This is a genomic window from Pseudobacteroides cellulosolvens ATCC 35603 = DSM 2933, from assembly GCF_001262605.1.
In the GTDB taxonomy this organism is placed as follows: Bacteria; Bacillota; Clostridia; order Acetivibrionales; family DSM-2933; genus Pseudobacteroides; species Pseudobacteroides cellulosolvens.
On the sequence record NZ_LGTC01000001.1, the window covers coordinates 4,841,476 to 4,855,415 of the forward strand.

Below are 13,940 nucleotides of genomic sequence, written 5' to 3' on the forward strand. Positions count from 1 at the left end.
AACCCTTCCCTTGATTATTATAAATTTTTCCATCTGTTTACACCATTTGATTTCAAACGATTCAACTTTTTAATAATTGTACCACCATTATCTATAAAGTCCTGCAAAAGTCCAGCTGCTCTCCTAACATTACGGTCAGGTGATCTTAACATTTTTTCTAAATTACCTTGTATCCAAGAATCACTCATTTGTTTACCCATTTTTGTCTTGCCCAACCTAGAACTTCCAAATTTTGATTCGTTCACTATTGCTTCTACAAGGCTATCACCCTCTTCTGAAAACTTAACAAATAGCCCATCATAACCATTATTACTTCCAACTTTAGAAGGCAATTTCGTATATCCAGCTCTAGTATAAACAAGATCTTGAATTTCTTCTCCAATTTGACCCTTCTGAGCGTTAGTAGTTGCCTGTGCAATTTTATTTTTTAATGCTTTATATGGCTTTGTAATAACATTATTAACAACATTACCAGCTGAAGGTCCGCACCCATTATGAACATATATGCTCTCTTTGGATACGTAATAAGTATGCCAATCCTCAACTTCAAAATTGTAAACCTTTATTGGCTTTTCAAGTCGCTGGCGGGTGACTTTTGTTATTTCTCTTTCTTCACCTGTAACCAACTGCAGTTTGTCGTTTACTCTTAGGTTACCTGCCTGTACCCATCCTTTACCTACTACAAAGAATGAATGTGTTACCGTTGTACTAATTTTTGTTTTTCCAACAAATATGTTTACTAGTTCATAGCAATCATTTACAAATACCTTCTTGACTTCTTTAAGTCCTTTCTCACCAGTATCTGCATCTTGAGCGTATACTTTGTCCCCAACTTTTATTTTACTAATTGGCTTAAATCCATTTTTTTCTTTGACCAGTGTATCACCTGTAAAACACTTCTGCAAGTTAGGATGTTTACACTCGCCATAAGCTAAAGACTTAATCTTCGTAGTAACCCCACTTACCTTAGACATTACCTTACTTGTAAGGCTTTTTGCTTTAGCTATAACAGATTTACCAAAGGCTGTCTTGGCTAAGTTACCTACGATTTTACCCCCTACAACACTCAATGCTTTACCTGCACCCATACCTATAAGGTTTCCGGCACCTGAGAATGCAACTTCGCCTAAATCTACCTTACCAGTAGTTATTAACTGTTTTGCAGCATTTCCTGCCATTGATGCAACTGTTGTGGTCGTAGCCAATGCAATGAGAGATGTTCCTCCTGTAGCTGCCGCGGCTCCTCCAACTGCAGCACCTTCGACAAATGCACCAGCATAGTCCTTAAAGCCTTTTGTGAACTTGCCATGCTCAATATAGTCTGATGCTGCTGTAATCGCAGTATTAACAATTCCACCAACCAAAGCACCAATAGCTATATGGAGCCAGTGACCGTTAGGATCGCTATAGGTCAGCGGGTCATTCTGACAGTATGTATACAGATTTAGGCTTAACGGGTCGTTATATTCTCCTGAATATGTATCTTCCGATATAAACCTTGCAATCTTTGGATCATAAAACCTTGCATTCAGGTAATAGTAGCCTGTTTCATCATCAAAGTAATATCCGCAATACTTATATGGATTCGGTTTGGTTTCCAACGTGTATGTTGAATTGCCGAAAACATCATAATCATACTCATTTACTCTGGCTCCGGCTTTATCAGTTACTTTTACTACATCTCCGTGACCGTTGTAATTGTAGTACAATACATCATTGCCTGTTTTACGTGCTATTAGGTTAACACCCTGTACGTTCCAGAACGATACTCCATCACTTCTTGTTTCCAGTATAACATCTTTATCGTCATAGTAAAATATGGTTGTTACATTTCCTACTGTCTTTTGGGTTCTCTGACCTAAAGCGTTATATTTACTTAAAATGTCCTGGTTCCCTGCACTTGATGCTTTTCTAAGCTGGTTAAACCCGTCATAAGTATAGTTGCTTTCTGTTATAGCTTCATTTTCTTTTACTGTTACCTTTGTCTGGTTTCCATTATTGTCATACTGGTAAATGGTCTCTATATTCTTGCCATTTCTTACTTCCAGTGTATCTGTGAGCCTGTTTGCTCCGTTGTAATGGTAAGCTATGTTGGAATCAACTTTGTTAAAAGCATCCTTTACTATCTGGCCGCTGCGGTTGCCTGCATGGTCATAAGCATATTCCGTTACTCTTGCTCCAGGCTCTGTTACATTTTTTAATCTTCCGAGATCATCATACACAAAGCTGGTCTTACCTTTTGGTTCTATTTTGCTTGTTTGCAGCTTGTTCTCATCATATGAATATTCATAAGTGGTATTTTCAGTTCCAATTGTATTAGCAAGCTTTGTCAGCACATTCCTTGCATCATATTCATAAGTAGTGACAGTTTTATTTGGCAGAGTTAATGATTTACGGCTGCCGCTCAGATAATATGCATATGTTGCCGTACCATCAACTGTTGAAACCGTCTTCAACCTGTTTAGCTCATCATATTTATAATTTGTCTCATTTCCGTTAGGATCCTTTAGATACCTTAAATTGCCTGCCTCATCATAATCATAGTCAATAACCTTGTTACCAGGCAGTGTCTTGTAATCCAGTTTGTTTAACACATCATATGTAAATACTGTTGTACCCGTTTCATCAGTGATCTGATACATGTTGCCTACTGCATCGTAATAGAAGTTACGCTTATCGGATATCCCTACTCCTGTTACTGTTTCCGAGCCTACTTTATAGAATTCATTGTAAGTGTAGACATGGACATTTTTATTTCTATCCGTCTTCTGTAAAAGGTTGCCCAGTAAATCATATGAATCATATGTTTCAGTCTTGCTATCTCCGTCAGTCTTACTTACCAGCATGTAGACCGGGTTATAATCAAATGTTGTAGTTCTCTTCTCCCCGTCTTTGATTTCTTTTATGTTGCCAACCAGATCATATTTATACTCAGTGTCTTCACCAAGGGCGTTTGTAACTTTCCTCAACATATCCAGATCATCGTATGTGTAAACGGTTCTCATACGATACTCTGTAACTCCCAAATCATTGACTACTGTAAATACATTTGGTTCAGTGCTCTTATGATTTTTTCTGTCAGTTTCCCATATCTCTCTTCCAAATTCATCATAGCCAGTGTATTTAACATTTGATAATGGATCTGCTTCTGCAACCAGTCTGTTCAACCCATCATAATCATAACGGGTTGTGTTATAAAGTGCGTCAGTTGCAGTACGTTTATTACCAGCCGGGTCGTAGGTTACCCATGTTTCTATCTTTTGTTTAGTGTTCGTTTCATCTGTATACCAAGTTGTGGTTTTAGAAGGACGATTAAGCTTGTCATATGTAAATCGTGTCTTGTTCTTTCTTTGATCGATCTTTTCAACATTATTACCTAATGAGTCATAGACAGCTTCAATAAAGTAACCTTTCGCATCGGTAATTTTAATAGCTTTACCAAAGGCATCATATTCATAATATGCAGGTTGTTTTTTCGCATTGATGCTTACCTTCAGATTACCGACTTCATCATAATCATTTGTGGTTTCATAAGCTTTTACTGTATCAATGCTTTTTCTGGTATGTCCCATGGAATCGTTTACTACAACGTTAAATACAGTAGGTGCCGGCAGCTCATTTTTCTCTGTCATTACCTCATAAACACTGTCGTATACGCTCTTATACTCATACTGATATGTAGTAGTCAATGCAAGGGTATTATTATTTTTGTCCTTCAAAGGATTACCGCTTCTATCCAATCCGTCAATCTTGCTTGTTTCCCTGTTTATTGCATCAAATACATGCTTTGTTACTTTGTTGAGTGGATCAACTTCCTTGACAACATTATCATTTCCGTCATACTCAACTTCATTTACCCTTTGCTGCAGCTTGCCGCTATCATCCTTATATTGCTGGCTTACCTTTATTTTTCTGTTCAATTCATCGTATTCATAGTTGGTAATCGCCTGTTTTGCAGCATCTTGTTTAACCTCAGTGACCTTAATTACATTTCCATTGGCATCATAATCGTAGCCGGTAATATTCTTAAGGGCATCTTCCATTTCATATACCTGGTTTATATCATTATACCTGTATTTTGTACTGAATCCTCTTTGGTTAATTACTTCAGTTTTGTTTCCTGCAGGGTCATATTTATAGGATACCCTGTAGCCTTGCGGATCATATACATATATTGGCTTATTCTCACAGTCAAATACAGTCTCGGTAACAAGAACCTCACTGCCAAACTCCGGACGGTCCACAACAAACCTGTAATCCTTTATGAATCTCTTATTACCAACATAGTCATACTGGTTCTCAGTTTTCTTCAACACCTTGGTGTAATCTGTTTTGTCATAAATTGTCTCAGCCTTAACTCTGTCGTTATTGTCATAATCGTATTCATTTATAAAGCCGCGGGCATTTATAAGCTGCTTCAATCTTCCGGCTGCATCATAGGTTTCATAGGTATGGTTGCCCAATGAATCAATTATTTCAGTCCTGTCATTGTAAGGATCTTCGTATTTGTATTCAGTTACCTTAAATTCTACAAGTGCACTTTTGGGATCTGTCTGGTCACTTCTCCTTCTTTCGGTAACCTTCCATACAAGCCCTTTTAACTTGATAGCTCCTCCTACAGGGTAGTAAATATACTCGGTCTCATTTCCCATAGGGTCAAGCTCTTTTTTAATCTGAACTCCTTCATCATCATAAATGTATTCATAGGTCTTCTGGTTTTTGTCAGTCTTTTTCCATAGATTGAATTTACCTTCTCCGGGATAGTAAACCATTGATGATGTAATGCCTTTAGCATCTTTTGTTGATATCAGGTTATGGTACTCGTCATATTCATTAACTGTCGATTTGCCTTTCGCATCATAAATCGTTTCTTTTGTTTTTAACTTTCCGGCATTCTGCTTTGTTATATAATCCCTATAAGTTCTTGCTTCCAAATTACTTGTATTCTCCAGATCCTTCATATCAACATTTGGGATAACAACATATTTCTTATTTGCAGCATCATAATATGAATACTCATATCTGTTCTTGTTTCCTAATGCGTCTGTTTCCTCAACAGGCCTCATATCAATATTGAATCTGATCCTTGATAACTTGCCGTTTTCGTTGATAGTAAATCTTTCATTAGCAAGATCATTATATACTATGTATTTTGCATTACCCTCTGCATCATATTGCCTTGCCATCCTGCCAAGCAAGTCATACTCAATACGCACCGCTGCATTGTCATTTGCGTCAATTACCTTATTAATACGTTTTGAGCCATCATATTCATACTTGGTAGCCTTTCCCTCACCATCAGTAACATTACTGAGATAATATTTACCGTTGTCAAGAAGATAATCATATTTCACCTTTCTGCTGGTCAACGGGTCAAGTATATTATCAAGCTTGCCATATGTTTTGTAATTGAATTTCAGCTTCCTTCCGGTTATATCGGAGACTGTATCAATTTTTCCATCTGAAAGATAATTGATTGTCAATGAATTTCCGCTTCTATCTTCCAGTCTCTTAAGCCTTTTAACAGCACCTGCTATATCTGAATCAAATACAAGCTTGGATTTATCTTCTTTTGTAAGAATGTATTCCTTCTTTGTAGTATCAAGCACTAATGTATCACTACACCCAGCGGGCTCCACCAGTTTACCGTCTACATTTTTAAATACTGTTTTTGTACCTGTAGGGTATGTAACCTCCACTGTAGATTTTTCATCAATATATTCCCCTGAAGCATAGGCATTTTTATTTCCTTTATAGTTAAGATTGTGCCATACGCCGCTTGCATTCTTTTTAATGATTTCAATCGGTGAGTCTTTTGTTACTTTTCCTATAACAGGATAGTTTGTTCCTGGACCAGACCTTATATTCAATACGCTTGATGTAACAATGCCTGTATTTGTTTTCTCTTCAAGCTTTGAATCATAGTTTGTCCTAAACCCGTTTCCTATTATGGAGTCTTCATCATTAGCCATGGAGTTGTATGATCTTTCAAAGGAAATATCATATCCTGTACTTTGAATGTTGATATCCTTATGCTGCTCCATATAGTTTCCAGTAAGTAGGTTGGAACCGTTTCCTGATATCCACTCATTAAGATAGTCATTCTCAGTTCCTGTATGTCCATTGTTAAAATCTATACCAGCAGCATTTTGTGGTTTAAACGCACCTTCCACATAGCTTTTCACATCAAACTGCTGTAAAAGCTCGGAGCACATATTGGTTATCTGCCCAACTACCTGATCTTCGGTCATTCCTGGTATATTATTAATAGCAAATGCCTTCCCACCATCTGCCCCAGCCGCTGTTATCTGAGAGAGTTGATCATATTGTGCATTTGGGCTTATGCCAACTGTGTTTACAATAACTCCAGCTGGTTTCAAATAATTTATAGTACTTAGTATATCTCCAAAGTTTTTCAGTGGTCCACTGGAAAATCCAACAATTATTTTTTCAGAAGTATTAGCGTCACCAAAATAGTCCCTCAAAGTGTTATCAGTAAATGGATAATCAATAACAATAGGATTGGGTACTGGTTCTTTTTGTTCGCATAGGTAATCCAATTTTCTCAGGGCGATATTTATATCGTTGGTAAGGATAGCATTTTCACCAGATGAAGGGTTTACTCCTACATGAGCAAAATATCGACCTTTCTCATCATCATAAGCTAAGACTCCATATCTAAAGTTTGATAAAGACCTTTCAGCCATACATTGTGCCAGTAATTTCGCAACTTGGTATCTCAATAGTTCTTGGTCATTTTCTCGTGCAGATGCAGAAACATCTATATAAAATATGATATCAATATTCTTAGCACTTGGTGCCACAATTTTATCGCCAATAACAAAAGTGCAAATAGACAAACTACTTCCATTAACAACTTTTGCGGCTGTGTTTAGCTTTGAATCCGTTAATATTTCAAATTTGTTTACTGTGTTGTCAAATTTCATAATACATAAATTATTTTCAGGTACATTATTAAGTCCTAAAGGATCATAATTATATGTAATTGATACATTCACTATCCCTCCAAGAGCTCCGATTATGTCAAATGGTGCTGTTACAACATTGGTTTTGTTTTTTGTGATATCTGCAAATTTCTTGTTTTCACTATCAATTATTTGTAGTGGAGAAATAATAATATTACCATCCCCTGATATAACCGCAGATGTTCTTCCATCAGATCTTGTTATTTGCTTTTGTGACTTTATCTCTCCTGGTTTATCGCTTTTTACATGAGTTCCTGTACCAAGTGCACTCTCTGATCCATCAAAAAGTCCATCCTTGTCTGTATCGATATCAACGGGATTAGTTCCAATGGTCATTTCATATCCGTCACCAAGTCCATCCCTGTCTGTATCTGTCAGCATCGGACTTGTGCCAATCAATAGCTCATTAACATTTGCTAATCCATCCCCGTCACTATCAATATTCGCTGCAAAATCAACAGGGCTTATGGATTTATTACTTATAACTACTTCATTTGATTCGGCACTTCCTTTTTCATTAATGGCTATAACTTTATATGAATATATATTTGATCCTATATTCTCATCTTCATATGTATTAGTCAGAAGATTTTTAGCGATCAGCATATATGTGTTTTCTGTTGACAGTTTCCTATATACTTCGTACCTGTCAGCTCCGTTTGGACGTGACCAGGCCAAAACAGCATTTCCGGTACTCTTTTCGCCAAATAACACTGCTTTTTGTGGAGCATTCCTCAGCTGTACCATATTGGAGTTTCTGCTTTCTGCTTCAGCATTGGATGCACAAACAACATAGTAGTATGTTGTTCCGCTTGCTATTGTACTATCTTGATAATTTGTAGCACTGATATTAGATGCTACATCGGTAAATTCTCCGACAGCTGTAGCTCTTCTTACAGTATATGTAATACCTGTACCTACTGCAGCATCCCAAGCCAAAGATATACTCGCAGCCCCTGATGAAGTTATTCTAAGGTTTGCAGGCGGTGTTAGGGTATCTTCTAAAGTAGTTACTGAACAAGTTGCCGAAAAACCACCGTCTTCTGAAGTTGCAGTGATTATTACTGTACCTTTCTTTATTGCCTTTACAATACCTTTTTCATCAACTTCAACTGCTTCTTTATCACTGCTTGTCCACTTTATATTTTTGTTGTCTGCATTTGCAGGAGTGAATTGAGGCTTTAATGGATAGCCATTACCTATCTTTAATTTTAGGCTTGTCTTATTTAAGCTAATAGCTGTAACTGGCTGCACTACAGTAATCCTGCATTCCTCAGAGTATAAACCATCTTCCGGGGATGCTTTTATTATTGCTGTTCCTCCACTCTTTGCAGTAACCTTTCCTGTGTTATCAACAGTTGCAACATTTGCATTGCTTGAGGTCCAGATTATATTCTTATTTGATGCATTCAGTGGCGATATTGTTGGAGTAAAGGTATAGGTATCTCCAACTTTCAAGCTAACTGCCGATTTATCAAGCCTTACCCCTATAGTGGGCTCTATAACTGTTATTTGGGAAGTTGCAGAAAAACTTCCATCTTCCGAAGTGGCAGTTACAGTTGCTGTACCTGTGGCAACTGCCATAATGACGCCGCCTTGACCTACAGTTACTACATTGGAGTCACTTGAAACCCATTTAACATTTTTATTGCTTGCGTTGGAAGGAACAAACACAGGTGTAAGTTTTGCAGTATCTCCCCTTTTTAAAGTCATAGAGGTTTTGTCAATGCTCATTCCCTTAACCGGCTGCACCACAATTACATTACAGAAGGTTTTAAAGCTTCCATCTTCCGTAGCTGCTAATACATCAGCTTCCCCAACGCTTGACGCAATTACAACTCCAGTCTGATCTACACTGGCAATACTGGTATTTGTTGAACTCCATATTATTTTACCTGTTGATCCTGCAGGGGATAAAGTGGCTTTTAGTGTATACTTTTCACCTACATTTATTTTAACCAACTTCTTGTCAAGCTTTAAGCCTGCCGGTTCAGGTTTTACTGTTACATTGCAATTGGCATAAAAGTTTCCGTCTTCTGTTGTAGCTTTTATTACTGCTGTTCCCGCTGCTATTCCAGTTACAAGTCCATTTCCATCAACTATTGCAATTTTTGCATCGCTTGAAGTCCATAGGACTTTTTTATTTGTTGCCTCAGCTGGAGTAACTGTAGCATTTATATTCTGGCTTTCTCCTGCCATCATACTGATACTGGCTTTATCAAGGTTTATACCAGTTACAGGAGTGTTAACAGGATTATTGCCATAATCCTCGGATGTCTGATTGAAATGTTTTGCAATAATCATAACATCAGAAATGTTAATGGCTTTATCCTTATTAAAATCACATGAATCTACATAAATCCCATCTCCAAAAGCAGTATTAAATAATTTTGCAAGCTTAATTATATCTGTCATATTTATTGTTTCATCATTGACAACATCTCCACACCACATTTTTATAGGCTTGTCCTGTGTTGATATTTTAATGTCCGATGTTACTGCTAAATTACTTATGTATCTGGACAAGAAACTGTCTTTGGATATTTTCATTGTATATCCCTGTGTATTCTTTGGTATGTTTAGCAGCTCAAAATATCCATTATCATCAGTACTTGCTGAAATGCCTGTCCCTACAACCTCAACCTTGAAATTTGAGTTCAAGATGGCTGCAACATCTTTTGAAAAAGTAAAGTCTGGCGTTATGTACCCGCTTATTTTATATACTGGGTCTACACTGAATGATGGAGCGGTAAATGTAGTAAAAATTAGTGCAATGATTAAAATATATGATACGTATTTATTTATTTTTCGCATCCTTTCTTACCCCCTAAAAAGTATTATTTTAATTACAAATCTTATAGATTATCTCAGTTTAGTTAATTCTCTGTGGCTGTATTACTGAATAACCTGAGTTATATGTAGCACCATTCCAGTCATATAAATATGTTCCCAGTATAGCTCTTGGCATGGATTTATATCCTTCGAACTTTATATGTGTAGGAGTATTATTCAAAACTTTGAAATTTATTACTGCCAATGTCCCACTTGTCTCAGGCTGAGCATTTTGTCTATATTTAGCCATACAAAGATATGCAGATGAAAAGTTCAAGACACCATTAATTAATTTGTTATCCACCAGGTCAAAAGGGGAATAAGTTTGATTTGATAATATTGTGCCTTTTGTTGGAAATGTCGAATTAGTATATGGGATTCCATCTATTACTGGCTGCAATACAGCTGGATCATACTTAATGTTTATTTGATACCCTATTAAATTAGAAATATCTTGGATTGATACTGTTGCAGTAACAATATCACCAACATTCGCAATAGTTTTATCAACCTGCATTTTGATTTTTCCTGTAGGCATGATGTTTGAAACAACAGGTATATAACTTCCGGGCGTAGCATTGAAATGTCTGGATAATATAGAAATATCAATCATATCGATATTGCCATCTTTGTTCAAATCACGGTCCAACGTATAATCAGGGCTTCCTGCAGAAGTATTAAATCCGCGTGAAATTTCTATCTGGTCAACAGTATTTATTACATTATCCTGAACTCCACTTACAGGCACATCTCCAGTCCACATTAAAATTGGATTAGTTTGTGAGCCTATTTGTATGTTTGAAGTAACGGCAACATTGCCCATAGACCTGAATAAGAATGTAGGTTTACTTATTTTAATAGTATAACCTGATGAGTTTTAAGGAATACAATCAATTTCATAATATCCGCTGCTATCAGTTACTGTGGATAGCTGAAGTTCAACAATTTCGACTATAAAGTTTGATCTTACAATTGCAGAGTTAGTATGATTAATATCAAAATCAGGCTTAATATATCCATTTACTTTATATTTTGGCACATCATTTACTACTTGTTCTGCAAATACTAAAGAAAATTGACTTAACATAAAGAACATCAGCAGTATGCATATACATTTTTTAATTTTTAGCATAGAATTTACTCCTCTCTTATTTTTTATATTTTATATTAATTTATTTAATATCTTATCTAAAATTTAGATATCAAACGAATCAAAATAATTTAAAATATTTGCGTTTTAATGGCGAAATAAATATATTGGATAATTGTCTTCCCCTATTAATAATTATTAATAATTATAATCTATACAGAAATACCTTAAACTCTATATGGTTACTTTTTTAATTTTTATAGATAAATCCATCAGATCATTTTTGATTCTGTTATCTCTTATATAAATATTGACATAATACAAGATAAAATCTTAAAATTATTCTCGTTGTACATTAACATATATTAACATATAAGTCAATTACATAATTTCGACATTTTATTGCATTTATAATTATTGCATAACATATAAGGGTATTGAAAGCTTCTAAATAACTTGCTCCTTATTTTGTTTAACTAAGCAGCTATAGAAATTGTAATTTTTATTGCATAACTAAGGTATATTATGATACATTCTTACAATGGATGTATTTTACTAAACTGTTAATTACAATCCAACTATCGTTGTCTAAGCTAAGGAGGTGGCTAGAGTTCAAATAAGTAATCAAACATTTTATAGAATCATTTATATCATAAGATAATTTTCGAAAATAAGGAGAGAGAATAATATGAAAATTTTAAAGCCAAAATTTACTGCACTTGCTCTTGCATTTACTCTTACTCTATCTACAAGTACCATATTTGCTGAAAATAATGATACTACTACTACAAATACCTCATATGATGTAAGTATTAATGAAGCACGAAATGTTGCTATTACTCATATTATTGGCACCATGAAAACTGATCCAAGTTCTAACTGGAATTCTGGTGTTAAAATTAGTACTGCCAAGGCATTGTTTGACTTGGATAACAATCCTTCCGCCTATCTTTTTGAATTAGAAGATATAGGAAAAAATGACAGTGGATATATTATAGTAAGTGCATCCAAAAATGATATCCCAATTATTGAGTATTCATCACAAGGTAAACCTTTTATTGATAATGCTATAGAAATGACAATTACTAATGCCGAAAAGAATAACAAAGGTAAAAAGGTTAAACGTGACAACACTAAGGTATATTACTTAGACGATTTCACTTATCTATCAGAACATCAATTCGATGATAGTAAGAAAATAGCATATGATATTTCAACTGGTGATTGTACGATTACTAATATTGATAAAATTAAAAAAATAAAGCAAAAGAAAAATAAAGATACTCAATATTTGCAGGCCTGGAATGAGCTTAACAAAAATTTTAAAAAGGCAAGCGGCAGTAGCAGTACTCCACCTGATTCCGGCAGCGAATTTATTACAAACCCATACCAATATGAAAGCGGTTATGTAAGTGCCACTTCAAGTAATGTTACTTCATACTATCAAAAATATATGATGGGTCTCGAATTAGGGTGTGGGGGAGTTTGTGCTCCTACTGCTGCTACTAATATCTGCTTATATTGGTATAATCGAAATTATACAAAATATAAAAATTTGCAGATTACAAGTGGGAGTTGGCAGGCAACGTTTGATAGGTTTTTTACTTTAATGAAAACAGCTAATAATTTAACATCTGATAGCAATATTGCACCTGCATATGAAGCATATTTTAAAGAAAGAGGTGTTGGTGCATTTGTTAGTGGATTAAATTATGGCACCTGGTACGGGGATAGTATTGTCACTAATGTTGACAGAAATAATTGCCCTACACATTTAATATTACATAATCATTATAAATATACCGATCATGCTGTTGTAGCATTAGGATATGTTAAATTTCGTTATACTAGTCTAGGAGGACTTGTTAATAACTACAGTACGTATATTAGAATTGCTGATGGTTGGACTGATTATCCTACCAGGTTTGTATGGGGTGGTTGTAGTGAATATTGGAATTATGTTTTACCTATTCTTTATTAAATATATTCTAATAACACTTATTATTCCATTTTGTTAATAAATTGAACGAAAGGAATAGATGTCTTTATGAAAAAGAATTATTTAATAATTTTACTTACTTTTATAATCCTAGGAGTTGCTGGTTTTAGTTATCTTTATATATTCAGCTCAAAAAGCATTACAAGCTTTTACAATAATGATGTTAGTAAAATAAGCAGTATTGATATACTTGACGGTAATAATGGGAACATAATATCAATCAATGATAAAAAAGTAATAGCTTCTATATCTACCTTTTTATCAACAATCAAATTGAAGCGAGTAATAGAAAAACCAAGTAGCGGTTGGAAATATAGGTTTTCAATCAATGAGTATGATAAAGAAGTATTAAATATAGTATTTATTAATGACGAGTATTGTAAAATTAACAGCATGAAATATAAGATTACTAAATCATCGGATGTTACAATTAAATCCATATACGACGAAGCCGTAAAATCCATTAAAAAGTAAATTAACAGAACCGTATATTACAAAGAAACCGTAAAAAGAGTTTTTTGAAACCACGTATTAATTCGTTTTAATTAACAACTTTTTTACGGTCTTTTTTCTTTACAGATATATCATTTATGTTCCAAATACCACATACGCCTATATTATATGCAATTTCTGTTCATCAATGTGGGACTTGCCTACAGTGACCCATACCCCATTTTGTAGACACATAGAACATAGAGTATAATATATAATATAAAAAAGGAAGGAGATGAGAAAAGTTCATGACCAGGCGTATAAGACTGAGATATGTAAAAGGATAGCTGAAGGAGGATCAACAGTATCGTTTGTTTCTAAAGAAATTGGTATAAGAGATACAACAATATATGGATGGGTATCAAGATACCGTGAAAACAGTTAGAAACCATTTGTCTGTAGTGGTCATATAGCATTTAAAAAGATACAAAGGAAAATTAAAGAACTTAAGGAAGAAAACGAGATATTAAAAAAGGCGGCAGCTTACTTCGCCAAAAATCAAAAGTAGAAATATACAAGTTTATCAAAGCTGAATCGTCAA

The 13,940-nt window shown here is 34.9% G+C and carries 6 protein-coding genes; 3 read left to right on the forward strand and 3 right to left on the reverse strand.

The features are described from left to right. Window positions 1–17: 17 nt before the first annotated feature. Genes Bccel_RS19930 through Bccel_RS19940 form a run of 3 tightly spaced genes read right to left on the reverse strand, consistent with a single transcriptional unit; the run spans window position 18 to window position 10,950 of the window. Window positions 18–9,800 (reverse strand): Ig-like domain-containing protein, encoded by a 9,783-nt coding sequence (locus Bccel_RS19930; RefSeq protein ID WP_036937631.1) that lies wholly within the window; start codon window positions 9,798–9,800, stop codon window positions 18–20. A gap of 58 nt (window positions 9,801–9,858) precedes the next feature. Next, the gene (locus Bccel_RS19935; RefSeq protein ID WP_036937628.1) at window positions 9,859–10,641 is read right to left on the reverse strand and encodes a cohesin domain-containing protein; all 783 of its coding nucleotides are present in this window, start codon (window positions 10,639–10,641) and stop codon (window positions 9,859–9,861) included. 54 nt (window positions 10,642–10,695) lie between these two features. Next, window positions 10,696–10,950, reverse strand: coding sequence for a hypothetical protein (locus tag Bccel_RS19940; RefSeq protein WP_036937626.1), 255 nt, complete (start codon window positions 10,948–10,950; stop codon window positions 10,696–10,698). A gap of 646 nt (window positions 10,951–11,596) precedes the next feature. Between Bccel_RS19940 and Bccel_RS19945 the strand changes: the two genes are divergently transcribed. From Bccel_RS19945 to Bccel_RS29760, 3 genes are all read left to right on the forward strand, one after another. Next, on the forward strand, window positions 11,597–12,889 hold the full coding sequence (locus Bccel_RS19945; RefSeq protein WP_036937624.1) for a hypothetical protein: 1,293 nt from the start codon (window positions 11,597–11,599) through the stop codon (window positions 12,887–12,889). A gap of 66 nt (window positions 12,890–12,955) precedes the next feature. After that, window positions 12,956–13,381, forward strand: a complete 426-nt coding sequence (locus Bccel_RS19950; protein WP_036937621.1) for a hypothetical protein — start codon at window positions 12,956–12,958, stop codon at window positions 13,379–13,381. Between the two features lie 253 nt (window positions 13,382–13,634). Beyond that, on the forward strand, window positions 13,635–13,784 hold the full coding sequence (locus tag Bccel_RS29760) for a transposase (RefSeq protein WP_152966054.1): 150 nt from the start codon (window positions 13,635–13,637) through the stop codon (window positions 13,782–13,784). The last annotated feature ends 156 nt before the right edge of the window (window positions 13,785–13,940 follow it).

Coding starts and splice junctions, on each gene's coding strand:
- Bccel_RS19950 (WP_036937621.1), top strand. CDS start 12,956: ATGAAAAAGAATTATTTAATAATTTTACTTACTTTTATAATCCTAGGA.
- Bccel_RS29760 (WP_152966054.1), top strand. CDS start 13,635: ATGAGAAAAGTTCATGACCAGGCGTATAAGACTGAGATATGTAAAAGG.
- Bccel_RS19945 (WP_036937624.1), top strand. CDS start 11,597: ATGAAAATTTTAAAGCCAAAATTTACTGCACTTGCTCTTGCATTTACT.
- Bccel_RS19940 (WP_036937626.1), bottom strand. CDS start 10,950: ATGCTAAAAATTAAAAAATGTATATGCATACTGCTGATGTTCTTTATG.
- Bccel_RS19935 (WP_036937628.1), bottom strand. CDS start 10,641: ATGGGCAATGTTGCCGTTACTTCAAACATACAAATAGGCTCACAAACT.
- Bccel_RS19930 (WP_036937631.1), bottom strand. CDS start 9,800: ATGCGAAAAATAAATAAATACGTATCATATATTTTAATCATTGCACTA.